20 protein-coding genes and 2 pseudogenes are annotated in these 24052 nt (G+C 71.7%); 5 read left to right on the top strand and 17 right to left on the bottom strand.

Translation table 11 applies throughout. From position 1 onward, the window contains the following. Window positions 1-15: 15 nt before the first annotated feature. A complete protein-coding gene (locus tag HUT10_RS07980) occupies window positions 16-1119 on the top strand; it encodes a hypothetical protein (protein ID WP_176170579.1) in 1104 nt (367 codons plus the stop codon). 124 nt (window positions 1120-1243) lie between these two features. On the opposite strand, the gene HUT10_RS07975 is transcribed toward HUT10_RS07980, so the two are convergent. The 7 genes and pseudogenes from HUT10_RS07975 to HUT10_RS07945 all read right to left on the bottom strand — a co-directional run bounded on the left by HUT10_RS07975 (window position 1244) and on the right by HUT10_RS07945 (window position 9189). After that, window positions 1244-1921: a signal peptidase II gene (locus HUT10_RS07975; protein WP_176170578.1), complete on the bottom strand. Its 678-nt coding sequence runs from the start codon at window positions 1919-1921 to the stop codon at window positions 1244-1246. Between the two features lie 184 nt (window positions 1922-2105). After that, window positions 2106-3146 (bottom strand): 3,4-dihydroxyphenylacetate 2,3-dioxygenase, encoded by a 1041-nt coding sequence (gene hpaD, locus HUT10_RS07970; protein WP_176170577.1) that lies wholly within the window; start codon window positions 3144-3146, stop codon window positions 2106-2108. Then, the gene (hpaE, locus tag HUT10_RS07965; RefSeq protein WP_176170576.1) at window positions 3143-4648 is read right to left on the bottom strand and encodes a 5-carboxymethyl-2-hydroxymuconate semialdehyde dehydrogenase; all 1506 of its coding nucleotides are present in this window, start codon (window positions 4646-4648) and stop codon (window positions 3143-3145) included. The genes hpaD and hpaE overlap by 4 nt, the downstream gene beginning before the upstream one ends. Continuing rightward, window positions 4645-5592: a 4-hydroxy-tetrahydrodipicolinate synthase gene (gene dapA / locus HUT10_RS07960; RefSeq protein WP_176170575.1), complete on the bottom strand. Its 948-nt coding sequence runs from the start codon at window positions 5590-5592 to the stop codon at window positions 4645-4647. Before dapA ends, hpaE begins: the two co-directional genes overlap by 4 nt. 17 nt (window positions 5593-5609) lie before the next feature. After that, window positions 5610-6278: a GntR family transcriptional regulator gene (locus HUT10_RS07955; protein WP_176170574.1), complete on the bottom strand. Its 669-nt coding sequence runs from the start codon at window positions 6276-6278 to the stop codon at window positions 5610-5612. Further along, the gene (locus tag HUT10_RS07950) at window positions 6260-7681 is read right to left on the bottom strand and encodes a fumarylacetoacetate hydrolase family protein (protein WP_176170573.1); all 1422 of its coding nucleotides are present in this window, start codon (window positions 7679-7681) and stop codon (window positions 6260-6262) included. Before HUT10_RS07950 ends, HUT10_RS07955 begins: the two co-directional genes overlap by 19 nt. A gap of 72 nt (window positions 7682-7753) precedes the next feature. After that, window positions 7754-9189: pseudogene (locus HUT10_RS07945) on the bottom strand (aldehyde dehydrogenase). Window positions 9190-9327: 138 nt separating this feature from the next. On the opposite strand from HUT10_RS07945, the gene HUT10_RS07940 reads away from it, so the two are divergent. Beyond that, entirely contained in the window at window positions 9328-10767 is a 1440-nt protein-coding gene (locus HUT10_RS07940) for a GMC family oxidoreductase (protein WP_176170572.1), read from the top strand. Between the two features lie 10 nt (window positions 10768-10777). On the opposite strand, the pseudogene HUT10_RS50670 reads toward HUT10_RS07940, so the two are convergent. The 4 genes and pseudogenes from HUT10_RS50670 to HUT10_RS07920 form a co-directional block, all read right to left on the bottom strand. After that, window positions 10778-10912, bottom strand: a pseudogene (locus HUT10_RS50670) (alpha/beta hydrolase fold domain-containing protein); the annotation flags it as partial. 66 nt (window positions 10913-10978) lie between these two features. After that, window positions 10979-11812: an alpha/beta hydrolase gene (locus HUT10_RS07930; protein WP_254896750.1), complete on the bottom strand. Its 834-nt coding sequence runs from the start codon at window positions 11810-11812 to the stop codon at window positions 10979-10981. Then, complete coding sequence (locus HUT10_RS07925; protein ID WP_176170571.1) at window positions 11809-12756, bottom strand: aldo/keto reductase; 948 nt, start codon at window positions 12754-12756, stop codon at window positions 11809-11811. Before HUT10_RS07925 ends, HUT10_RS07930 begins: the two co-directional genes overlap by 4 nt. Before the next feature lie 10 nt (window positions 12757-12766). Further along, window positions 12767-13870, bottom strand: coding sequence for a zinc-binding dehydrogenase (locus tag HUT10_RS07920; RefSeq protein WP_217709747.1), 1104 nt, complete (start codon window positions 13868-13870; stop codon window positions 12767-12769). Between the two features lie 23 nt (window positions 13871-13893). On the opposite strand from HUT10_RS07920, the gene HUT10_RS07915 reads away from it, so the two are divergent. Next, complete coding sequence (locus HUT10_RS07915; RefSeq protein WP_254896749.1) at window positions 13894-15216, top strand: amidohydrolase; 1323 nt, start codon at window positions 13894-13896, stop codon at window positions 15214-15216. On the opposite strand, the gene HUT10_RS07910 is transcribed toward HUT10_RS07915, so the two are convergent. Then, window positions 15217-15951, bottom strand: coding sequence for an SDR family NAD(P)-dependent oxidoreductase (locus HUT10_RS07910; protein ID WP_176170569.1), 735 nt, complete (start codon window positions 15949-15951; stop codon window positions 15217-15219). A gap of 45 nt (window positions 15952-15996) precedes the next feature. On the opposite strand from HUT10_RS07910, the gene HUT10_RS07905 reads away from it, so the two are divergent. Further along, the gene (locus HUT10_RS07905; RefSeq protein ID WP_303246947.1) at window positions 15997-16917 is read left to right on the top strand and encodes an aldo/keto reductase; all 921 of its coding nucleotides are present in this window, start codon (window positions 15997-15999) and stop codon (window positions 16915-16917) included. 47 nt (window positions 16918-16964) lie between these two features. Here HUT10_RS07905 and HUT10_RS07900 read toward each other — a convergent pair whose 3' ends face one another. From HUT10_RS07900 to HUT10_RS07880, 5 genes are all read right to left on the bottom strand, one after another. Continuing rightward, window positions 16965-17618 carry an alpha/beta fold hydrolase gene (locus HUT10_RS07900; RefSeq protein WP_176177720.1) on the bottom strand — a complete coding sequence of 218 codons (654 nt, stop codon included), beginning with the start codon at window positions 17616-17618 and terminating at the stop codon, window positions 16965-16967. 75 nt (window positions 17619-17693) lie between these two features. Further along, window positions 17694-18599, bottom strand: coding sequence for an ABC transporter permease (locus tag HUT10_RS07895; protein WP_176170568.1), 906 nt, complete (start codon window positions 18597-18599; stop codon window positions 17694-17696). After that, the gene (locus tag HUT10_RS07890) at window positions 18596-19540 is read right to left on the bottom strand and encodes an ABC transporter permease (RefSeq protein ID WP_176170567.1); all 945 of its coding nucleotides are present in this window, start codon (window positions 19538-19540) and stop codon (window positions 18596-18598) included. The genes HUT10_RS07895 and HUT10_RS07890 overlap by 4 nt, the downstream gene beginning before the upstream one ends. Next, complete coding sequence (locus HUT10_RS07885; RefSeq protein WP_176170566.1) at window positions 19537-21114, bottom strand: ABC transporter substrate-binding protein; 1578 nt, start codon at window positions 21112-21114, stop codon at window positions 19537-19539. The genes HUT10_RS07890 and HUT10_RS07885 overlap by 4 nt, the downstream gene beginning before the upstream one ends. Then, window positions 21111-22847, bottom strand: coding sequence for an ABC transporter ATP-binding protein (locus HUT10_RS07880; RefSeq protein WP_176170565.1), 1737 nt, complete (start codon window positions 22845-22847; stop codon window positions 21111-21113). The genes HUT10_RS07885 and HUT10_RS07880 overlap by 4 nt, the downstream gene beginning before the upstream one ends. Window positions 22848-23075: 228 nt before the next feature. Between HUT10_RS07880 and HUT10_RS07875 the strand changes: the two genes are divergently transcribed. Then, entirely contained in the window at window positions 23076-24050 is a 975-nt protein-coding gene (locus HUT10_RS07875; RefSeq protein ID WP_303246946.1) for a methyltransferase domain-containing protein, read from the top strand. The last annotated feature ends 2 nt before the right edge of the window (window positions 24051-24052 follow it).

The following is a 24052-nucleotide window of genomic DNA, read 5'->3' as shown; positions in this document are numbered from 1 at the left end:
CCAGACGGGAAGACCATGACATCCGGAGTAACGCAGACCCAGACGACGAACGTGGACAAGGACGGCAACGTCAGCGGCAGCGTCCAGTCGGTCACGGCCAGTCCGCAGACCCAGGCGCAGACCATCGCCGGCACGGGCGGCGGCATCCTGGGCGCGGTGCTGGGCGCGGCGAACTTCGTCTACAGCATCGTCAAGGACCACGGCGCGAAGCTCACCATGGCGGTCGAGTCGGGCGGTGACGGGATTTCGTCCGGAACGGCGGACGAGGCGAAGTTCAAGGCCGACTGGGTGGGGGAGTTCAGCGCCTCCGGCGTGTGGTACACCCACACGCGGGCCTTCGGGTCGTTGCTGAACTCGCACCGCGGGAAACTCCCGCACGAGAAGACCAAGGACACCGGCGACTTCTCGTCGGCCTACATCTGCACCGTGTTCCCCTACCAGCTGCGGTGGAACCTCTACGCGGTCACGCCCAAACCGATCAGCAAGAAGGACGAAGCCGCGGTGAAGCAGGGCTTCGCGAGCCGGACGGCGGACGCCTACGACAAGTTCTACGAGCGGGTGAAGGAGCTCAAGCTCGACGACTTGACGGTGCAGGAGCCGGGCAGCAAGGGCAAGAAGCTCACCGTGAAGTACCGGACCAAGAACTCCGGCGAGTCGTTCACGGAGTACCTCAAGTTCCTCCGGAAGTTCCAGGAGAACGAACCCCGGATCAAGGGGGCCATCGGGGAGCTGGAGGCCACCGTCGAGACCATCAAAGCCGAGGCGGCCGACTACGATGCCCAACTGCTGAAGGCCACGCAGTCGGCGGGCGAGACGTTCTACGTGATGCGCAACATCGCCTTGAGCCCGCTGTCCGACCTGAACGGCGTCAAGCAGCACTACTGGCAGCACCTGTCGATCAACAGCAAGTTCACCATCACCCCGCGCAAGGAGAAGCCCTACGGCTTCACGGTCGGCCTGGTGTGGGGCGAGACGGCGCTGGGTTACGGCTACCCGGGCCAGGTCGGCAGCTACGAGATCACCCAGGACGGACCGGCCGAAACGGACGTCGAGCTGAAGCCGAACGGCAAACTGGGCCGCCGGTTCGGGCAGTTCCTCGTGGTGAACAAGGATCGCTGAGCACGGCTCGGGGGCAGGCGGCACGATGGCCGCCTGCCCCGGGCTCGACCTCGGGCACGTCGTCCCCGGCACCGGTCCCGACTTCGGTGCCGACGGCGAACTCTCCCGGTGCCCTCGCCGTCGGTTATCGGGTGCTGGTGGTGCCGGGGGAGGGGTTCGGTGTGGTCACGCCGCCGTAGTTCAGCGCTCCGAAACCGACGACCAGGACGAGACAGGTGGCGGTGGCGACTCCGGACAGCCAGGTGCGACGTCGATGGTGTCGCTTCGGGGGCGCGGGGGACGCGGCTCTGGGCCGGTTGGTGAACAAGGTGCTGGTGATCACGGCGAGGATGAACAAAAGCGTGGCGCAGACGATGAACACGTCGGCCAGGTTGTAGCGGATCGGGCCGAGTGCGATGAAGTCGACCGCTCCGCGCACGCTGCCCGGGGCGGTCAGGTAGTGCAGCCCCAGGCGGTCGAACAGGTTGCTGATCCAGCCACCGACCATGAGGCCGGCGGGAACGAGAACGACCGCCGACGGCCGGCGGCGGATCAGGACGACCGCGGCGGCGGTCAGCACACCGAAGTCCATCAGGTCGAGCAGTGCGCCGGTGGTCGGGTCGGCGTACCAGTGGCTGATCGTTTCGCCGACGAGGAAGTTGCCGCCGTAGTTGATTCTCGCCAGGGGTGCGTGCCGCCAGGCCCACCACTTGCCGAGCTGGTCCACCACGGTGACCACCGCCAGCAGGGCGAACACTGCCAACCCGCCGTTTCGTGTCACCTGGGTCGAGTGGACGGCGGCTGTCGTCGAGTTGTCGCTCATGATCGCGCCCCCTGAAGGTAGCGGTCAGTGTGCTTACCGTCGCCCAGGGTGACTGGCGATTATTGCGAAATCTTTACGATCAGCGACCTTCTCTGTGTCAACCTTCCACGAACCTGGTCGGGACCTGTCGTTTCGCGCCGGATCCGGCTGCCGCCGACCTCCGGCACCGCACCCGTGCGTGGTTTTACACCTGCTCGCCCAGCTTGTACTCCGCCCCGCCGGTGTGGGAGAATCCGTCGGCGCCGATGGTGACGTCGGCTTCGCGCGGCTCGGCCCGTTCGACGACCGGCTGGACGCGCCCGTCGAGGTCGAGCACGAGCGACGCGTCGGTGTACCAGCTCGGCACCACCGGGTTGCCCCACCAGTCGCGGCGCTGGTTGTCGTGGACGTCCCAGGTGATCACCGGGTTGTCCGGGTCCCCCGTGTAGTAGTCGTGCGTGTAGAGCTCGATGCGGTGCCCGTCCGGGTCGCGGAGGTAGAGGTAGAACGCGTTCGACACGCCGTGGCGGCCCGGGCCGCGTTCGATCATCCCGGACTTCCGCAGTGCGCCCAGGTGGTCGCAGATGTGCAGGATCTGGTGCCGTTCGTGCGAGGCGAACGCGATGTGGTGCAGCCGCGGGCCGTCGCCGCCGGTCAGGGCCACGTCGTGGACCGTCGGCTTGCGGAACATCCAGGCCGCGTACACCGTGCCCTCGTCGTCCTGGATGTCCTCCGAGACGCGGAAACCCAGGCCCTCGTAGTACTTCCGGGCCGCCGGGACGTCCGGGGTGTCGAGGTTGAAGTGGTCCAACCGCGACAGCGCGCCGGCGCCGTGGACGTCGTAGCGCTGGGTGAACCGCTCGACGTGCTCGGCCTCGTGGAAGAACTCGACCGGGAACCCGAGCGGGTCGAGCACGCGCACCGCCTCGCCGATGCCGCGGGTGGCGCCGGCCGTTCGCCGGGAGACCGGGCAGCCGAGCCCGCGGTAGTACGCCTCGGCCAGCTCGAGGTCGGCCGGGGTGCGTACCCGGTAGGCCAGCACGCCCAGCGCGGGTTCCGGGCCCTCGCGCAGCACCAGCGAGTGGTGCAGGTATTCCTCGAACGCCCTGAGGTACAGCGCGGAGGAGTCTTCGTGGGTGACGACGAGCCCGAGCACGTCGACGTAGAACGCCCGCGACGCGGCCAGGTCCGTGACGACGAGTTCGGCGTACGCGCAGCGGATGACGTCCGGCGGGGTGGCGGTCATGCGGTTTCCTTCCCGGCGCCGAACCGTGCCGTGTGCACCGGTCCGAGTGAGACGTGGATGGCCTGCTGGTCGGTGTAGAAGTCGAGGGAGCGGTAGCCGCCTTCGTGGCCGAGGCCGGACGCCTTGACCCCGCCGAAGGGCGTCCGCAGGTCGCGGACGTTGTGCGAGTTCAGCCAGACCATCCCGGCTTCGACCGACTGCGCGAACGTGTGCGCCCGTGTCAGGTCGGACGTCCACAGGTACGCGGCCAGGCCGTACTTGACGTCGTTGGCGAGCGCGAGGGCTTCGGCCTCGGTGTCGAACGGCGTCAGGGCGACGACGGGGCCGAAGATCTCCTCCTGGAAGATCCGCGCGGTCGGGGGGACGTCGGCGAACACCGTCGGCGCCACGTAGTTCCCGCTGTCCAAACCGGACGGACGACCGCCGCCGGCGAGCAGCCGGCCCTCGGTCTTGCCCAGCTCGACGTAGCGCATGACCTTGTCGTAGTGCTCGGGGTGCACCAGCGCGCCGACCTCGGTGGCCGGGTCGTGCGGGTCGCCCACGACGATGTTCGCGGCCCGTTCCGCGTACCGCGCGCAGAACTCGGCGTAGATCGGGCGCTCGACCAGGATGCGGCTGCCCGCGGTGCAGCGTTCGCCGTTGAGAGAGAACACCCCGAACAGTGTCGAGTCCAGTGCCGCGTCGAGGTCGGCGTCGGCGAAGACGATCGCCGGGGACTTGCCGCCCAGCTCCATCGACATGCCCTTGAGGTGCGCCGCGCAGTTGCGGTAGATCGTCTGCCCGGTCGTGGTCTCGCCGGTGAACGAGATCAGCGGGACGTCCGGGTGCTTGACCAGCGCGTCACCCGCTTCCTCGCCGAAGCCGTTGACGAGGTTGAACACCCCGTCCGGCAGCCCCGCCTCGGCGAAGATCCCCGCCCACAGGCTCGCCGAGAGCGGCGTGAACTCGGCCGGCTTGAGCACCACCGTGCAGCCCGAGGCCAGCGCCGGCGCGAGCTTCCAGCTCTCCAGCATGAACGGTGTGTTCCACGGCGTGATCAGCCCGGCGACGCCGACCGGCTTGCGGTGCACGTAGTTCACCTGCCGCCCGGGCACCTGGTAGGTGTCGTCGGCCTGGGCCACGACGAGGTCGGCGAAGAACCGGAAGTTCTCCGCCGCGCGCTGCGCCTGGCCGAGCGCCTGGGTGATCGGCAGGCCGGTGTCGAACGTCTCCAGCTCGGCCAGCCGCCGGTCCTGGGCTTCGACGGCGTCGGCGATCTTGTTCAGCACGCGAGCCCGTGCCCGCGGCAGCATCCGCGGCCACGGCCCACCGGTGAACGCCCGGCGCGCCGCCGCGACCGCGCGGTCGACGTCCTCGGCCTGGCCCGCCGCGGCGGTGACGTACGGGGTGTTGGACACCGGGTCGAGCACGTCGAACGTTCTGCCGGAGACGCTGTCGACGAGCTCGCCGCCGATGTAGTGCTTGAGCTCGCCCGGCAGTCCGTCCGGGACGTGGTGGGTCATGCCTTTCCTTCCGGGGAGAAGCCTTCGACCGGGCTGAGGTACTGCGCGCCTTCGGCCATCAGGTCCTTGATCCGGGCGAGGCCGGCTTCGGTCGGCGGGATCAGCGGCGGCCGGACGTGCCCGGAGGCGATCAGCCCGCGCTGTTCCAGCACCCACTTCCCGGGCGCCGGATTGGTTTCGACGAACAGCAGGTCGACCAGCGGATGCAGGCCGTAGTGGATCTCCCGCGCCCGTTCGTGGTCGCCGGCCTGCCAGGCTTCGTACATCTCGGCGCACGCGGCCGGGGCGATGTTGGCCGTCGCGCTGACGAACCCGGCGCCGCCGAGCGCCAGCAGCGGCAGGCAGAGCAGCTCGATCCCGGACCACACGACCAGGTCGCGGCCGCACAAGTGCAGCACGCGCGAGAAGTGCTCGAAGTCCTTCGTCGTCTCCTTGATCCCGGCGAAGTTGTCGCACGAGCGGTAGAGCCGCGCGACGGTCTCGGGTGCGAGGTCGACCGCGGTCCGGCTCGGGACGTTGTAGGCGATGATCGGCAGGTCCGGGAACTCCTGGCAGACCGTGCGGTACCAGACGAACAGGGCGTCCTGGGTGGGCCGCGCGTAGTACGGCGTGATGATCAGGGCCGCGTCGATTCCGGCGTCGCGCGCGGCCGCGGTGAGTTCCAGGGTTTCGTCGAGCTTCGCCGAGCCGGTTCCGGGGACGAACGGGACGCGGTCGCCGACCTCGGCCGCCACCGTCCGGATCGCCTCGGCGCGCTCGGCCACCGTCTGGGAGCCGGGCTCGCCGGTGGAACCGCCGATCGAGATGCCGTGCGTGCCCGAAGCCAGCTGCCAGCGCACGAGGTTCTTCAGGCCGTCGTGGTCGACGGCCCCCTCGGCGGTGAACGGCGTCATCAGGGGCGCGATCGACCCGCGGATGGCCCGGGGGTCGGAGCGGAAGCGCATGGGTTTCCCTTCGTGCGTCAGTGGCGGCGGTGGGCGAGGTAGGCGTCCAGGGTGGCCAGCCGGTGTGCGCGGACGGCCTGTTCGATCTCCGGACCGGGCGCGCCGCGTTCGAGCAGGCCGAGGATGGTTTCGTGCTCGGCGACCGACTCGCGGGCGCGGCCGGGCACGAAGCTGAACGTCGAGCTGCGCAGGTGGCTGAGCCGGTCCCAGCCGCGGCGGACGAGGTCGAGGACCTGCGGGTTGGGGCAGGCTTCGAACAGTACGGCGTGGAAGTCGCGGTTGAGGCCGGTGAACCTCGCGGGTTCGAAGTCGCCGAGGCAGCCGGCCAGCTCGGCGTTCAGCGCGCGGGCCTTCGCCAGCGTGCCCGGCGCGAGGACCGGCGCGGCGAGCGCGGCGGCGTAGCCCTCGACCAGGGCGAGGGTCTGCATCGTGTGCTGGTACTCGCTCTCGTCGACCATCGCGACCTGGGCGCCGACGTTGCGCTCGAAGGTCACCAGGCCCTCGGCCTCCAGCAGCCTGATCGCCTCGCGGACCGGCACCACGCTGACGCCGAGTTCCTGCGCGAGCTGGCCCAGTACCAGGCGGTAGCCGGGGGAGAAGGTGCCGTCGGCGATCCGGGCCCTGATCCACTCGTAGGCGATCCGCGACTTGCTCATTGTGGTGCCGTTCACCGGTTCGCGCGCCATGCCGCGTACCTCCCGCGCCAGTGCTCGTCCATCGGGTAGAGGCCTTCGACGCGCTCGCCGTCGGCGACCCGCTCGGCGATGAACGTCTCCTGCAGCTCCTGCTCGATCGCCGCGTCGACGACTTCTTCGACGAGGTCCGGCGGGATGACCAGGACGCCGTCAGCGTCGCCGGCGATGACGTCGCCCGGGCGGACCGCGGCGCCACCGCAGGCGATGGCGATGTCGACGTCCCACGGCACGTGCCGCCGGCCGAGCACCGCCGGGTGCGCCCCGGCGTGGTAGGTGGGAATGTCCAAAGCGGACACCGCAGCCAGGTCGCGGACCCCGCCGTCGGTGACGATCCCGGCGGCGCCGCGGACCTGGGCCCGCAGCGCGAGGATGTCGCCGACCGTGCCGGTGCCGCGTTCGCCGCGGGCCTCCATGACGAGGACGTCACCCGGGCCGAGGCCGTCGATCGCCCGCTTCTGCGCGTTGTAGCCGCCGCCGCGTTCGGTGAACAGGTCTTCGCGGTACGGCAGGTACCGCAGGGTCCGTGCGCGACCGGTCAGCCGGGCACCGGGCCTGGTCGAGGTGAGCCCGTCGATCGACACGGCGTTGTACCCGCGCTTGCGCAGCTGGGCCGACAGCGTGGCGGTGCCGACGGATTCGATCCGCTGCTTCAGGGAGGCCGTCAGCTCGAACTGCGGCTCGGCGGTCCCGTACGCGTCCGCGCGCTGCTGCTCGTCGATGCGGGGGAGAGCGCCGAACGGTCCGAAGGGGACAGTCCCCTCGGTGATCGGGGTGACGAGCCTGCCGGTGGTGTGGCCGCCGCCGTCGACCTCCACTTCGACCACGTCGCCGGGAACGGCGACCGACGCTCCCGCGGGTGTCCCGGTCAGGACGACATCGCCGGGTTCGAGGGTGATCAGCTGCGAGAGGTCGGCGACGAGCCGTCCGAAGCCGAAGAGCAGGCCGGCGGTGGTGTCCTCCTGGACGAGTTCGCCGTTGAGCCAGGTCCGCAGCCGCAGGGCCGCCGGGTCGACGCCGGCCGCGGGCAGGACCGACGGCCCGAGCGGGGTGAAGCCGTCGCCGCCCTTGGCGCGCAGGTTGCTGCCCTTGTCGGCGTACCGCAGGTCGTAGACGCCGAAGTCGGTGGCCGCGGTGACGCCGCCGACGTGCGACCAGCCCTCTTCGGGCGTGACGCGGCGGGCCGTGCGGCCGATGACGAGCGCGATCTCGCCTTCGAAGCCCAGCAGTTCGGTGCCGGCCGGCCGTTCGAGGGCGGTGCCGCTCGCCGCGACGGACGTCGGGGGCTTGAGGAAGTACGACGGCTGCTCCGGTACCCGGCCGCGCTGGGCGGCGCGGGAGCGGTAGTTGAGGTGCAGCGCGATGATCTTGCCGGGCCGCTGCGGGAGAGGCGTCATCGGTGGTCCTGCCTGCCGGTTCGAGAGAAAGTATCTCAAATAATATACGATCCATGGCGCGGTGAAACCCCCTCAGCTGCCGTAGTGGAGCCAGACGGACTTGGTTTCGGTGTACGCGTCGAGCGCCCACGGGCCCATCTCGCGGCCCCAGCCGGACGCTTTGTACCCGCCCCACGGCGCCGCCATGTCCGGGATCGGGGGCATGTTGACGAACACCGCGCCGGCCCGGAGGCCGTCCGCGTAGCGCTGCGCCGTGCGGATGTCGCGGGTCCACACCGTGGCGGCCAGGCCGTATTCGGTGTCGTTGGCGCGGGCCAGTGGCTCGTCGCCGTCGTCGTAGGCCGTCACGGCCAGCACCGGGCCGAAGATCTCTTCGCGCATGATCGCCATGTCGTCGCGGACGCCGGCGAACAGCGTCGGGGCGTAGAAGTAGCCGTCGCCGTCGACCGGGTTCCCGCCGGTGACCAGTTCGGCGCCCTGGTCGCGGCCGGTGCCGACCAGGAAGTCGACGTGTTCGCGGTGCTTCTCGGACACGAGCGGCCCGAGCTGCGTGGTCTCTTCGGTGCCCGGCCCGAGCCGCAGGCCTTCCAGGCCGCGCGCCAGCTTGTCGACGAACTCCTGCTCGCGCTTGCGGTCGACGTAGAAGCGCGTGTACGCCGCGCAGACCTGGCCGGTGTTGAGCGTCGCGCCGGCGAGGTTGCCCGCGACGGCGGCGTCGATGTCGGCGTCGGCCGCGATGATGCTCGGGCCTTCCCGCCGAGTTCGAGGGTGAGCCGCTTGAGGTTGGACGCCGCGCTCGCCGCCGTGATCAGCTTCCCGACCGCCGTGGAACCGGTGTAGGAGACGTGGTCGACGTCGGGGTGCTCGGTCAGGAGGGCGCCGACGGCGCCGTCGCCGGTGACGAGGTTGACCACGCCCGCCGGGATCCCGGCCTCGTGCGCCAGCTCGACCAGCCGGATGCTGGTCAGCGGCGTGACCTCGCTGGGCTTGATCACCACGGTGTTGCCGGTGGCCAGCGCCGGGGCGAGCTTCCAGGCGAGGATCATCAGCGGGAAGTTCCACGGCGTGATCAGCGCGTTCACCCCGACCGGCTCGCGGCGGGTGTAGTGCAGCGTGTCCGGGAAGGACACCGGGTTCGTGGTGCCCTGCAGCTTGGTGACCCAGCCCGCGAAGTACCGGAAGTGCTCGGCCGCGCCGGTCACGCTCACCTGCCGGGACACCCCGATCGGCTGGCCCTGGTCCAGGGTTTCCAGCCGCGCCAGTTCTTCGTGGTGCTGCTCGACGAGGTCGGCCAGCCGGAACAGCAGGGCGGCGCGCCGGATCGGCGGCAGCCCGGCCCACCCGGGTGCGGAAAGCGCTCGCCGCGCGGCCGCGACGGCGGCGTCGACGTCGGCCCGCGAAGCCGTGCCGACCTCTTCGAGGATCCGGCCGGTGGCCGGGTCGCGGGTCGGGAGCGCGCCGCCGCCGGCTTCGGTCCACTGTCCGTCGATGCAGAGGCGTGTCGCCATCCCGCTGTCCTCCTCGGCCTGGGGTGCACCGAGTATCGGGCGGCGGGCCGCCGCGGGTCTTGTCCGCTCCCGCACGCCCGTTGACCGACCGCGAAGGGATCCCGCGCGGGGTACGGGCCGCGCGTCAGGCTGGGCCGCATGGACGTGATCGTGGTGGGCGCCGGCTCGGCCGGTTCGGTGGTGGCGCGGCGGCTGGTGGACGCGGGCGCGGCGGTGACGCTGCTGGAGGCCGGCGGCGAGGACGTCAACCCGGCCATCCACGACCCCGCCCGGGCCGGGGAGCTGTGGCACGGGCCCGAAGACTGGGACCTGTACACGGTTCCGCAGGAGCACGCCGCCGGACGGCGGCTGCACCTGCCGCGCGGCCGGGTGCTCGGCGGGTCGCACGCGCTGAACGCGATGATCTGGGTCCGCGGCGCCCCGGCCGACTACGACGGCTGGGGCCTGCCCGGCTGGACCTGGGCCGACGTCGAGCCGGTGTTCGCGCGGATCGAGAAGGACCTCCTGGAGGTCGTCCCGAACGAGCCGCTGCACCCGGTTCAGAAGTCCATAGTGGACGCCTGCGTTTCGGCTGGGCTGCCGCTGAACCCGGATTACAACAGCGGAAAACTGGACGGCGTTTCGGTCGAGCAGATCACGCTGCGCGGTGGCCGGCGGTTCACCACCTGGCACGCCTACGGGGCGCCGGTGGCCGCGCGGATGACTGTCCACACGGGAGCGCTGGTGCACCGGCTGCGGTTCTCCGGCTCCCGCGTGACCGGGGTGGTGGTCGCTCTTGACGGTGCGCTGCGGGAGCTTTCCGCGGACCTGGTGGTGCTCGCCGCGGGGGCGCTGGCTTCGCCCGCGATCCTGCTCCGCAGCGGCGTCGGCCCGGCGGACGAGCTGCGCGCGCTCGGCCTCGACGTCGTCGCGGACCTGCCGGGCGTGGGGCGGAACCTGCACGATCACCTGCTCTCGCCGGTCATCTTCTCGACCGCCCGCGAGGTCGCGCCGGCGCCGGGCCGTCCGGTGACGCAGGTGCACTGGTTCTGGCGCAGCCGGGACGGCCTCGCGGTGCCCGACACCCAGCCGATCTGCTTCAGCGTGCCGATGTACGAGCCGTGGATGTCCGGGCCGCCGACCGGGTTCTCGCTGATGGCGGGCATGGTGACGCCGGAGAGCCGGGGGAGCCTGAAGCTGTCCGGTCCTTCGCCCGACGACGAACTGCTGATCGACCTCGCCGCCCTGTCCGCACCGGCGGACTTCGAGAGCCTGGTGGCATCGGTCGAGCAGTGCCTCGAGGTCGGCCGCGCGCCGGCGCTGGCGGAGGAGTGGGGCGCCCGGCCGCGGTACCCGGCGCCGGGTACCGACGTCCGCGAGTACGTCCGCCGGACGGCGATCACCTACCACCACCAGGTCGGCACCTGCCGGATGGGCACCGGCCCGCACGCGGTCGTCGACCCGCGGCTGGCCGTGCCCGGCCTGGACGGCCTGATGGTCGCCGACGCGTCGGTGCTGCCCCGCGTGACGACGGGCAACACGAACGCGCCGGCGGTTCTGGTCGGCGAGCAGGCGGCGCGGTTCCTCATCGGGAACTGAGCAGGCGCCGCAGCTCGGTGGGGGCACCTGCCTTGGTTCGCTGCTGGGCGTAGGCCATGTCCTCGTCGCGGAGCGGCTCCGCGGCGCCGACTTCGATGAACGCCGGCGGCAGGTCAGGGAGGTCCGCCGTCCGCGTCGGTGCTGCCCTGCGTGACGACGGGCAACACGAACGCGCCGGCGGTTCTGGTCGGTGAGCAGGCGGCGCGGTTCCTCATCGGGAACTGAGCAGGCGTCGCAGCCACGAGGACCGCGCGGCCAGTGCCGCGCGGGTCACCTCGGCCTCCGGATCGAAGCGGTCGAAGCCGTGGTGGGCTCCCGCCCAGACGTGCAGCTCGGTGGGAACCCCCGCCTCGGCCAGCCGCTGGGCGTAGGCCACGTCCTCGTCGCGGAACAGCTCCGCGCCGCCGACCTCGACGAACGCCGGTGGCAGGCCGCTCAAGTCCGCCATCCGCGCCGGGGCCGCGTACGGCGAGACCTGCCCGTTCAGCAGGCTGCGCCAGCCGAAGTCGTTGGCCTGCTTCGTCCACACGAGGTCCGGGAGGTCGGCCGACGTCCGGTCGTCGAGCATCGGGCACAGCAGCAGCTGCCCGGCCAGTGCCGGCCCGCCGCGGTCGCGGGCCAGCAGCGCCACCCCGGCACCGAGCCCGCCGCCCGCGCTGCCGCCCCCGACGACGAGCTGCTCGAAGCCGAAGGCCGACGCGAACCACGCGAGGCCCGCGTAGCAGTCTTCGAGCGGCGCCGGGTGCGGGTGCTCGGGCGCGAGCCGGTATTCGACCGTGGCGCAGACGAACCCGAACTCCTCGATCAGCGGCACCAGGCGCGGCAGGTCGGCGAACCGGTCGTCCATCACCATCCCGCCGCCGTGGATGCTGTACAGCCCGGGGGCGTCCGGGCGCGGGTGCCGGGGCTGCAGCACCGTGACCACGACCCCGCCGTCCAGCGTGTGGTCCGACCAGGTGATGTCCCGGTCGCCGATGGCCTCCGGCGGCGTGGGGTTGCGGAAGGACGCGCGGATCGCGGGGAGCGTCTCGGCGGAGAGGTTCACGGCCCCTCCGGATCGACGGCGTCCCGGTCGGCCCAGAACAGCTCCACCAGCGCCCGCAGCTCCGCCGCGCCCACCTGCTCGACCAGCGCGACCGCCTTCAGGTTGTCTTCGAGCTGTCGCACGCTCGTGGCGCCGAACAACGTCGTCGTGTTCGCCGGGTGGGTGAGGGTGAACGCCAGGCACAGCTGGGCCGGGGTCGCCCCGACGCCGGCGGCCACCTTCGCGAGGTCCTCGGCGGAGTCCGCGATCCGCTGCCGGACGTCGCCCGGGTCGCGGCCGACCTGGCGCCCGCCCTTCCCGAGCAATATCCCGCCTTCGAAGACGTCGGACGCCTGCAGCGACACCCCGAGCCCGAAGACCGAGGCGAACGGGGCACCGTCCGGAATGGACCGCCGGGCCACGCTGTACTTCAGCTGGGCGATCGCGGGGCCGGGGACGCCGTCCGCGGCCGCGAAGCCGTGCACGGCCTTGATCGCCGAGGCCGACCAGTTGTTGACACCCCACTGCCCGATCAGTCCCGCGTCGTGCAGCTCGGCGAGGTCGGTGACGAGGGCGTGCAGGTCCGTGTCGGCGCGACGGAGGTCGCCGAGGATGACGAGGTCGGCGTGTGAGACACCGGCCCGGAAGAACGCGTTCTCCAGCTGGGCGCGCAGGCTGTGCTCCGGGTAGCCCTCCAGCCACAGCTTGGCCGAGAGCAGGTAGTCGTCCCGGCGCAGGCCCGCGGCGCGGACCATGGCCGAGAACAGGACGTCGGTGAAGACCGGCGGGCCGCCGGGCAGGCCGTACACGCCGACGTCGAAGAGCGTGATCCCGGCGTCGACGGCGGTCCGCAGCAGCGAAACCGCTTCGCGGAAGTCCATCCGGTCGTAGGTGTGCCACGAGCCGAGGGACAGCACGCCGGTGCGCGGGCCGTCGCGGCCGATGCGGCGCTGGGGGATGGGCACGGGAACCCTCCTAGGGGAGTCGGGGGTCGATGACGGCTTTCAGCTCGCCGAGCCGGGACATCGACTCGACGGCGGCGGACGCGCCGGCCAGCCCGACCGGCGCGCTGAACAGCTCGTCCCACGGCATCCGGCCGGCGAAGGCGCGGAAGAACCCGACCGAGCGGTGGTAGTCGGCGATGTCGCCGTTGAGGGAGCCGGCGAGCGTCAGTTCCTTGCCCATCACCGTGCCCAGCGGCACCGGGACGGGCGCCGGGCCGGTGGACCCGACGATCGCGACCGTGCCGCGCTGGGCGGCGAAGGCGACGGCCTCCTCGCCGATCGTCGGGCCGCCCGCGAAGTCGAAGACGTGGTCGGCGCCGCGGCCGCCGGTCAGCTCGCGCACGCGCTCGATGCGTTCGTCCGGAGTGGACTCGACGTCGACGGTCGCGGTGGCCCCGAACCGTTCGGCCACGGCCAACCGCGACGGCGGGCCGCCGACCGTGATCACGGTTCCGGCGCCGCACAGGCGGGCGACCGCCGTGGCGAACACGCCGAGCGCCCCCGCGCCCTGCACGACGACCGTCGCGTTCGGACGGATACCGCCCGATCGGGCCACCGCGCGCAGCACGGTCTTGCCCGCGCAGCCGGACATCGACGCCCACGTGTCCGGGACGTCGCCGGGCAGCAGCAGCTTCGCCGCGCCGGGCGTGACGTAGCAGTAGCGGGCCAGGCCGCCGGTGGCGTACGGGAACCGGTCGGCGCGCTGGAGGAAGCCGTAGCCGCGGTGCTCGCAGGCGACCGGTTCGCGCAGAACCGTGCAGCCGTGACACTTCCCGCACGTCGACTCGGACCAGCCGATGCGGTCGCCCGGCTTGATCTCCCGGCCGAGGGTGTCGGTGGTGCCGGGGCCGGTGGCGACGACCTCGCCGACCATCTCGTGGCCCAGCACCATCGGGAGCATGCCGGGCAGGCTCATCCGCCCCGACCACAGGTGGACGTCGGTGCCGCACAGCGTGGTGCAGGTGAGCCGGACGAGCGCGGCGCCGGGTTCCGGTTCGCCGGGCAGCGGGAGCTCGCGCAGTTCGAGGGGAGCGCGGTGGCCGGTGAGAACGGCGGCCTCCGTGTGGGTGGGCAGGGCCATCTTTTTAGTCTACAGTCGTGGAAGAAAAAGTCCAGAGCCGGGAGGAAACCATGACGGCGCAACGGATCCACCCGGCGGACCTGGTGGTCCACGGCGGGGTGGTGCACACCTTCGGCGCCGCCGGCACGGTCACCGGGCTCGCGGTGCGCGACGGCCGGATCGCCGCGGCCGGCGGCGACCTGACCGGCCACATCGGACCGGACACCGAGGTGCTGGACCTCGCCGGCCGGACGGTGCTGCCGGGCATCAACGACGCCCACCTGCACGCGGCCTGGCTCGGCGCCCGGTGGCCGCACCCGCTGCTCGGCGCGCTGCACGAGGAAACCCCGGTGGTCACCGCGGAGGACCGCCGGTCCGCGATCCTGCGGGCCGGCGACGTCTGCGCGGCGCTGGGCATCACCAGCTACACCGAGCCCGGCCTCGGTCCGGGCGAGACGGGCTGCTTCTCGGCGGACGTCCTCGGCGAGTACGCTGCCCTGCAGCGCGAAGGGCGGCTGCGGGCCAGGGTCACCGTGTTGCGCCTGTTCGGTCTCCTCGACGGCGCCAGTTCGCTGCCCGACTTCGAGCGTGGTCTGGGCACCCCGGTGCCGGCGGCGGATCCGGAGTGGCTGGCCGTCACCGGCGTCAAGATCTTCGCCGACGGCATCCCGCCGATGCGCACGGCCTGGACCCACCACTGCTACGCTGACGGCACGCGCGGAACCCTGCTCGTCGACGGGCCCGACGACGACGGGCGCGCGGCCAACCTGGCGAAGATGATCGCTCTGGCCCATGACGCCGGTCTCGTGGTCGGCGTCCACGCCACCGGCGAGCGCAGCATCGAAGCCGCCCTCGAGCACCTGCGGGCCGGCGACCACCTCGTGCACGGCGACCTCGTCACCCCGGCCCAGCTGCGGCGGATGGCCGCCCGGGGCGTCGGACTGACCACGCAACCCGCCATCGCCACCGCGATGCGGCCGATGGTCGCCACCGCGCTCGGCGAGGAGATCGCCGCGAAGGCGTGGCCGCTGCGGGACGTCCTCGACGTCGGGGTCCAGCTCACGCTGAGCAGCGACGCCCCGGTCGTCACCCCCGACTGGCGCGTCCACCTCGCGGCGGCCGGGGAACTGCTGGGCGCACGCGGTGTCACGCCCGCGCTGTCCGAACGGCTGCTTCGCTGCTACACGACCGAAGCCGCGGCACAGGACGGATCGTCGGACTGGAAGGGGTCCCTGGAACCGGGCAAGGCGGCCGACTTCTGCGTCCTCGGTGCCGATCCGGTGGGCGTTCCCCTGGCGGACCTGCCGTCGGTCACCGTCGAGCTGACCGTGACCGGCGGCCGGATCGTCCACAAGGGATAGTCAGGCGAGCAGCTGGCCACCGTCCACCGCCAGGCTCACCCCGGTGATGTGCCCGGCGGCGGGCGAGGCCAGGAACATCACGGCCGGGACGACGTCCTCGACGGCGGCGATGCGGCCCAGCGGGATCCGGGCCTCCCAGGCCGCGCGGGCGGCCGGGTCCGCGGCGAAGCCGGCCGTCATCGGGGTCAGCACCGGTCCGGGTGCGACCGCGTTGACGCGGATCCCGTGCGGCGCCAGTTCCAGTGCCGCGGACCGGGTCAGCGCGTCGACCGCGGCTTTGGTGGCTTCGTAGTGGCCGAGCCCGGGCGTCGGCTGCCGGGCACCGATCGAGGAGATGTTCACGATCGCCCCGCGCGTCCCGGCCGCGGCCATCTGCGCGCCCACCGCGCGGGTCATCAGGAACGTGCCGCGGAAGTTGACCCGCAGGCAGCGGTCGAAGACCTCGACGTCCAGGCCGGTCAGCGGCCCGCCGCCCCCGGCCAAGCCGGCGTTGTTGACCAGCACGTCCACCGGCCCGAACCGGTCCGCCACCAGGGCGGCCGCCGCCTCCACCGACGCGGGATCCGCGATGTCCAGTTCGACGTGCCCGGCGCCGATCTCGCGACCGACGTCGTGCGCCGCGCGGATGTCCACATCGGCCACGACCACCCGGTCACCCGCGGCGAGGAACGCTTCGGCGACCCCGCGGCCGATGCCGCTCGCGCCACCGGTGACCACCACAACCCGTGTTTTCATTCTACAATCGTAGATGAAAGATGTGCTGCGGCGAAAGGAAAACCCGTGCTCGGAAGATCGGCCTTCGGCCTCGGTTCGTGGAACACCTGGGACCGGATGGCGTTCGACGACGCCGTCCGGCTGCTCCGGACGGCCGTCGACGCCGGCGTCACGCTGTTCGACGTCGCCCACTACGACTTCGGCCCGCACGCGGAGAACTCGCGCACGGACATCCTCTTCGGCGAGGCCGTCCGGAAGGCCGGGATCGCGCGCGAAGACTACGTGCTGTGCGGGAAACTCTGGCTCTGGGACCACCCGCGCAGCGGCTTCGCCGAGCAGCTCGAGGCGTCGCTGGGCCGGATCGGCACGGAGTACGCGGACCTGGTCGTGGTGGGCGACTACCGGGAGCGGCTGGACGTTCCGCGGGTCGTTACCGAGGTCGCGGAGCAGGTCCGGGCCGGGCGGATCGGCGGCTGGGGCGTCAACAACTGGCTCGCCGCGGATTTGGACGCAGCACTGGGGTTCGCGGACCGCGAAGGTCTCCCCGGCCCGGAGTTCGCCCAGCTCAAGTATTCGATCGCGCGCCGCTCGATGGCCGAAGGCCAGCCCTACCGCAAGCACTTCGCGAGCGGGCAGCTGGCGCTGCAGGCGTCCGACGTCTTCGAAGGCGGAGTGCTGCTGGGCAACGCTTCCCCGAGCCGGAAGATCGGCGCGGACGTCGGCGGCATCCGCGAATCCATCGTGGCCGCGTCGGCGGAAATCGGGCGCGTCGCGGCGGACTTCGGCGCCACCCGCGCCCAGCTCGCGCTGGCCTTCTGCCTGGCGTACGAACCGGTGGCGAACGTCCTGTTCGGAGTGACCCGGGTGGACCAGCTGACCGACAACCTCGGCGCGCTGCTCTTGGCCCGCGAGCACGGCACGGAAATCCGTGCCGCGCTCGATCACCTCCACCTCGACCACGCGGTCGCCCCCGACGGCTCCTGGTGACGGCTCAGGGGCGGCGCTTTCCCGGAAGGCGCCGCCCCTGAGGCCGATCAGGAGGTGAGGAAGGTGAGGGCCGCGGTGCGGAAGGGGGCGCCGCGCAGGGCGCCGCCGTGGTCGCCGGGTACCTGGACGAGGTCGCTGCCCGGCACCAGCGGGACCAGCGTCTCGATGCCCTGGCTGACCGGGTCGTCCCGGCCCGCGACGAACCGGGTCGGCACGGTGAGGGTGCCCGCCACCGGGACGAACGGCTCGCGCCGCAGGCCTTCGATGCACTGGGCCAGGGCGGCCGGGTCGCGGCCGGGTGCGGTGATCATCCGCGCGATCGCCGCCGTCAGCTGATCCGCCGGCAGCCGCCCGCCACCGGCGAACGCCAGCGTGGCCTCGACGTCGACCGCGCCGAACGGCTCGTGCGGGCTGAGCCCGCCCAGCACCAGCCGCCGGACCGGCAGCACCGCGGGCAGTTCCCACGCCAGCCGCGCGCCGAGCGAGTAGCCGACGACGTCCACTTCGGACACATCGCCGGCCGCGAGAGCGAGTTCCCCGGCGATCGCCTTCGGCGTGACGTCGGCGAGCGCCGGGCTGGAGCCGTGGCCGGGCAGGTCGGGCACCAGCACCGGACGGCCCGCGGCGGTGAGCGCCGACGGCCAGCCCGTGCTGATCCAGTCGGTGGGCCCGTCGGAGGCGAACCCGTGCAGCAGCAGCACCGGCGGCCCGGCGGGTGGGCCTTCGGGGGCGAACCGGCGCACGGCGAGGGAGGTGAGCGTCAAGGAGGTCCCTTCTCACGAGGCCCGGCGCAGGCGCTGCAGCTCGCCAAGCGTGCGGGCACGGGTGTCGACAGCGATCCGCAGCGCGGAGCCGATGAGGTTGAGCAGCAGCACGCAGGCCATGATCGTCACGCCGGGCACGACGACCAGCCACGGCGCGGTGACCAGGTACGACCGGCCCTCGGCGATCATGTTGCCCCAGGTCGGCGTGGGCGGGGCGATGCCGAGGCCGAGGAAGCTCATGGCGCCGTCGACGAGCATCGCGGCCGCGGCCAGGATGACGACCTGGACCAGCGCCAGCGGCAGCACGTTGGGGAACACGTGCACCAGCAGGATCTTGCCGCGGCTCATCCCGGACACGCGGGCGGCGCCGATGTACTGCCGCCCGGCGATGCCGAGCACGCGGCTGCGGATCACCCGGGCGGTGAACGGCGTGAAGATCACCGTCAGCGCGATCAGCTCGGTCCAGATGCTCGCGCCCAGCGCGATGGCCAGTGCCATCGCCAGGATGATCGCCGGGAACGACATCCACGCGTCCATCAGCCGCATCAGGACCGCGTCGGCGGCCCGGTAGAAGCCGCTGACCAGGCCGATCACCATGCCGGAGCAGGCCGCGCACAGCGTGATCAGCGCCGACAGCCCGAGCGACGCGCGGCCGCCGGACACCAGCCGGGTGAAGACGTCCCGGCCGAAGGAATCGGTGCCGAGCGGGTGCGCGCCCGACGGCGGCAGCAGGCGGTGCACCGGATCGGTCGCGCTGACACTCGGCAGGAAGAACGGCAGCACGACCACGGCCAGCACGACCAGGCCGAGCAGGACCGAGCACACGACGAGGGTCCGGTTGCGCCGGAACACCCGGGCCGCGCGCCGCGGCGGGGGAGCGTCCACCGAGGTGGCGGGTTCGGCGACGGCGAGGCTCATGCGACACGCACCTTCGGGTCGAGCAGCGCGTACGAGAGGTCGACCAGCAGGTTGACCACCACGAACAGCACCGCGACGAACAACGTCACGCCCTGGATGAGCGGGAAGTCGCGGGTGGACACCGCCCCCATCAGCAGGTGCCCGAGGCCGGGCACCACGAAGATCGACTCGATGATGACGATGCCGCCGACGAGCATGGCGAAGTTGCTGCCCAGCTGCGTCACCAGCGGCATCAGCGCGTTCGGCAGGACGTGCTTCAGCATGACCCGCCGCTCCGGCAGGCCCTTGACGCGCGCGGTCCGCAGGTAGGCCAGCGGCAGCTCGCCGAGCACGCTCTCGCGCAGGGTGAGCACGAACAGCGCCGTCTGCCCGATGACGAGCACGGTCACCGGCAGCACCAGCGCCGGCACCGCGGCCACCGGGTCGGTGAGCAGGTCGTGGTAGCCGCTGGACGGGAACCACCGCAGCGTCACCGAGAACACCAGCACTAGCACCAGCGAGATCCAGAAGTCCGGCATCGCCATCCCGAGCGAGGACAGCCGGTCGAGCGTGCGGGCCACCGGGTTGCGCGGTGACACCGCCTGCCACGAGGTGATCGCCACCGAGAGGACGAAGCTGATCACCGTCGAGAGCACGGCGAGCGTCAGCGTCGGCACGATGTGCGCGGCGACGACGCCGAGCACCGGCTGGTGGTAGGTGATCGACGTGCCGAAGTCGCCCTGCAGCACGTGCCCGGCCCAGCTCAGGTACTGCTGCCAGAGCGAGCCGTCGAGACCCAGGCTCGTGCGCAGCGCGGCGACGTCGGCCGGGCGCGCGGTCGGGCCGAGGATGGCCTGGGCCGGGTCGCCCGGGATCAGCCGGATGACGAAGAACATCATGGTGCCGACGATGACCAGGATGATCACCAGATCGCGCAGCCGGCGCAGCAGCACCCCGGTCATGCCGCCAGCCAGGAGTTCCAGAACACCCGGTAGAAGTCGCCGTAGCCCTTGAGCCGCGGGGTGTAGGCCGCCCAGAGCTTCGACTGGCTCAGCGTGATCACCGACAGCTGCTTCCAGGTGAACGCCTGGAGCTTGTCGATGACGGCCTTGGCCTGCTCGGGCGTGGTCGAGGCGTTGAACTCGGCCAGCAGCCCGTCGAGCTCCGGCGACGACGAGCCGTTCAGCGTGCCGAGGGTGAGCGCCGGCATCTGGGCGGGCGAGGTCAGCGACGAGTCGAAGAACAGCGTCGTGATGTCCCAGCCGCCCGGGTCCTTGGTGAGGGTGCCGAGCATGGTGGCGAAGTCGAAGGTGTCGATCTTGGTCTGCAGCCCGATCTTGCCGAGCGCGTCCTGGATGAGCACGGCCCACTTGCCGAACTCGGGATAGGAGTTGGTGGTGACGATGTGGATCGTCGCGCCGGCGGTGACGCCGGCGTCGGCGAGCAGCTGCTTCGCGCGGGCCGGGTCGTGTTCCCGGTAGACGGACTCACCGGCGGTCGAGTAGGACGCCTTGTTGTCCGGCGAGGCGAACGCGCCCGTCTCGATGGTCAGGTCCTTGCTGCCGCCGGTCGCCGCGTTGATCGCGGGCTTGTCCAGCAGCAGGTTCAGCGCCTGGCGGGCCCGGGGGTCGGCGAACTTCGAGCCGGGGTGGAAGTTGGGGATGACGACGTTCTCGTTGCCGCCGGGCAGGTGGTGCACCACCAGGTTCGGGTTGGCCTTGAGCTGCTCGTACTGGTCGTTGGCCGGCATCGCGTGGTCCCACTGGCCGGTCTGCAGGCCGTTGATCAGCGCGTCCTGGTCGCCGACGACCTTGTAGGTGACGGTGTCGAGGTAGGCGTGCTTCGCGCCGGCCTGGCCACCCCAGTCCTCTTCGGACCGCGACCGGTAGCCGTCGTAGCGCTGGAGCACCAGCTGCTGGCCGATGTCCCAGCTCTTCAGCTTGTACGGGCCGGTGCCGATCGCCTTGTCCTGGCCGAACCCGGTGGCGGGCAGGCCGGAAAGGTTCTTCGCCTCGTAGATCTCGGTGCCCGCGCCGGCCAGCTCGTCGATCAGCGGGTAGCGCGGCCGCTTGAGGTCGATGGTCACCGTCGCCTTGTCGGGCGCGGTGATGGCGGCGATGTCCGGCGTGACGAGCTGCCCGGTGCGGTGGCTCTTCTGCCAGCGCTGCAGGCTCGCGACGACGTCGTCCGCGGTCAGCGGGTTGCCGTCCTGGAACGTGACACCCTGGCGCAGCTTGAAGGTGTAGGCGAGCCGGTCCGGGCTGGTCGTGTACGTGTCGACGAGCATCGGCCGGGCGACGAAGTGCTGGTCGACTTCGAACAGCTTCTCGTACATCATGTTGCCGATCTGCGCGGTCACCTGGCCGGGGTTGGCGACCATGTCGAGCGACTGCGGATCGGTGGGGACGGCGACGGTGAGGTTGCCGCCGCGGACCGGCGGCCCGTCGGCGGCCGGGGTCGTGCCGGCGCTGCCCATGCAGCCGGCGAGCAGGGTGGCCGCGGCGGCGAGGGCGGCGAGCAGGGGAGTTCTCTTCATGGGCGCGTCGATCCTGTGTGGGGGAGGGCGGGCAGGTCGGGGTTGGCGGCGAGCAGCCGCCGGGTGTAGTAGTGCCGCGGGGAGAGCCGGATCTCGTCGGGTGTCCCGGTTTCGATCAGCTCGCCGCGGTACATCACGCCGACGCGGTCGGCGACCGACAGCACGAGGCTGAGGTTGTGGGTGATGAACAGCAGGCTGAGCGTGCGGGTGCGGCGCAGGTCCAGCAGCAGGTTCATGACCTGGCCCTGCACCGAGACGTCGAGGGCCGACGTCGGCTCGTCGGCGACGATCAGCTCGGGCCCGGCGGCGATCGCCCGCGCGATGGAGACGCGCTGCCGTTGCCCGCCGGACAGCTGCGACGGCAGCTTCCCGGCGGTGTCCTTCGGCAGGCCGACCTCGTCGATGAGGTCGGCTACGCGGCGGTCCAGCTCGGCGCCGCGCAGCGGGGTCAGTTCCTTCAGCGGCTCGGCGATGATCCGCGCGGCGGTGTGCCGGGGGTCCAGGGAGCTCTGCGGGTCCTGGAAGATGAGCTGGACGCGGCGGCGGAACGCCCGCTCGTCGCCCGTCAGCCCGCCGGGCGTGATCCCGTGCGCCCCGAAGACGATCGTGCCGGACGTCGGCGGTTCCAGCGCGCTCACCAGCCGGCCGAGGGTGGACTTGCCGGAGCCGGATTCGCCGACCAGGCCGAAGAATTCGCCGGGCGGGATCTCCAGGGAGACCTCCCGCACCGCTTCGACCCGGTGTCCTTTCCGGCCGTACACTTTGGACACCGCGGTGATGCGCAGCGGCGACCCGTCGTGGTCTTTTCGCGGATGTGGCTTCAGCGTCCGGGTTTCGACGGCTTCGGTCGCTTCGCCCGCCATGACGGATTCGAGCAGGGCGGGGGAGATGGTGGGGAACCCGTCGCGGCGGTCGACGCCGAGCTGCGGCACGCAGCCGAGCAGCGCCCGGGTGTACGGGTGCTTCGGCCGCGTCAAGACCTCGTCGCGCGAGCCCACCTCGACCAGGCGGCCGCGGTACATCACCGCGATCCGGTCGGCGACCTGCGCGGCCACGCCCATGTCGTGGGTGATGAACACGCAGGCGGTGCCGTGGTCGCGGCGCACGCGGTCGAAGAGCGTGAGGATCTCCGCCTGCGTGGTGACGTCGAGCGCGGTGGTCGGCTCGTCGGCGATCAGCAGGTCCGGGTCGGCCATCAGGGCCAGCGCGATCATCACGCGCTGCTGCATGCCGCCGGACATCTGGTGCGGGTACAGCCGCAGGATCCGGTCGGTGTCGGTGAGGCCGACCTCGGTCAGCAGCCGCTTCGCCTTGGCTTCGGCCCGCTTGCGCAGCGGGCTGCCGCGGCGGGCGGCCTGGCCGGGCAGCGACCCGGGTTCGCGGTAGGCCTCGGCCAGCTGGTGGCCGACGCGGCGGCTCGGGTTCAGCGAGTCGAGGGCCTCCTGGAAGACCATGCCGATCCGCGGCCCGCGGTAGGCACGCATCGCGTCGGCGGGCAGCTTCGCCAGGTCCACGCCGTCGAAGGCGATTTCGCCGCGGGTGCGCACGGGGGCGACGAATTCGAGCAGGCGGATGATGGACAGGGCGGTCACGGTCTTGCCGCTGCCGGACTCGCCGACCACGCAGAGCGTCCGCCCTTGCCCGAGATCGAGGGAGAGCTCCCGCACGAGTTCGCGTTCGGTGTCGTCGGTGACGACGCCGACGGTGAGCTCCCGGATTTCGAGCAGCGTCATGGGTTCCCCTTCCTCGCGCCCGCTTGATGAGGGCGGGCCGGACTGCCGGGCACCGGCAGGGGTAGTTCTACGCATGTTGACACTGGCCGGTGGTCGTGTCAATGGTTTTATTCTACAAACGTAGGAAGTTGAAATATCACGGGTTTTTGTTGCTGTGCGGGGAAATTCGGCTCTGGACTCTTTTATCTACGCATGTAGAGTGTCCGGGTCGAACACAAGGAGGACGACGTGACGCCCACCCCCGCCGCGCCCGAGAAGATCGTGGAAACCGCCACCGGCTACATGGCCGCCCAGCAGCTCTTCGCCGCCAACCGGATCGGCCTGTTCCCGGCGCTGGCGGCCGGCCCGCTCGGCCCGGTCGAGCTGGCCGAGCGCACCGGCAAGCCGGAGAAGATCGTCCGGATCCTCGGCGATGCCCTCGCCGCGCGCGGCCTGCTGTCCCGCGTGGACGGTCGCTACGCGCTCACCCCCGACACGGCCGAATACCTCGGCGGGGAAGGTCTGGATCTCGCCCCGTTCCTGACCTTCCTCGAGACCATCAGCTACCCGCACTGGCTGCAGTTCGCGCACACCACCGACACCGGCGAGCCCGGCGACCTCGACCTCGACGGCGACCGCTGGACGACCTTCCTTGGCGGGGTCATGGTGTACAACGCCCTGCACGCGCGCATGCTGGCGCGCAACTTCGACTTCGGGGGGTACAAGAGCCTCCTGGACCTGGGCGGCCTTTCCGCCGAGTTCGCGCTGCAGGCCCTCCAGGCGAACGACGTCCTGCGGGCGACCTTCGTCTACGACCCGAGGTCGGTGGACTCGGTCACCGCGGCCGTCGCGGAGTTCGCCGGCCGGACGACCGTCACCGGCGCGGCGACCCCGGACGCCGAACCCGGTGGCGAGTTCGACCTCGTCATGGTCAACCACGTGGTCCACCGGTTCTCCGTCGACGAGAACCGGGCCATCCTGCGGCACGCGCGGGCCGCGGCGGCGCCGGGCGCCCGGCTGCTGCTGCTGGACTTCTTCCTCGACGAGGACGACTCGCCGCGGGCGCTGGACGCGCTGCACGCGGGGGAGTACCTGGTCATCGACGGGACGGTGGTGTACCCCGAGCGGGACGTCCGGGGCTGGCTGGCCGGGGCCGGGTGGCGCCCGGTGGACCGGCTCACGCTGCCGGGTTCGCCGCGGGTGCTCGTCGCGGAGGCGGTGTGACC

This window comes from Amycolatopsis sp. Hca4, from assembly GCF_013364075.1.
GTDB lineage: Bacteria > Actinomycetota > Actinomycetes > Mycobacteriales > Pseudonocardiaceae > Amycolatopsis.
Note: the sequence above shows the minus strand (reverse complement) of the source record. Positions and strands in the feature narration are given on the sequence as shown.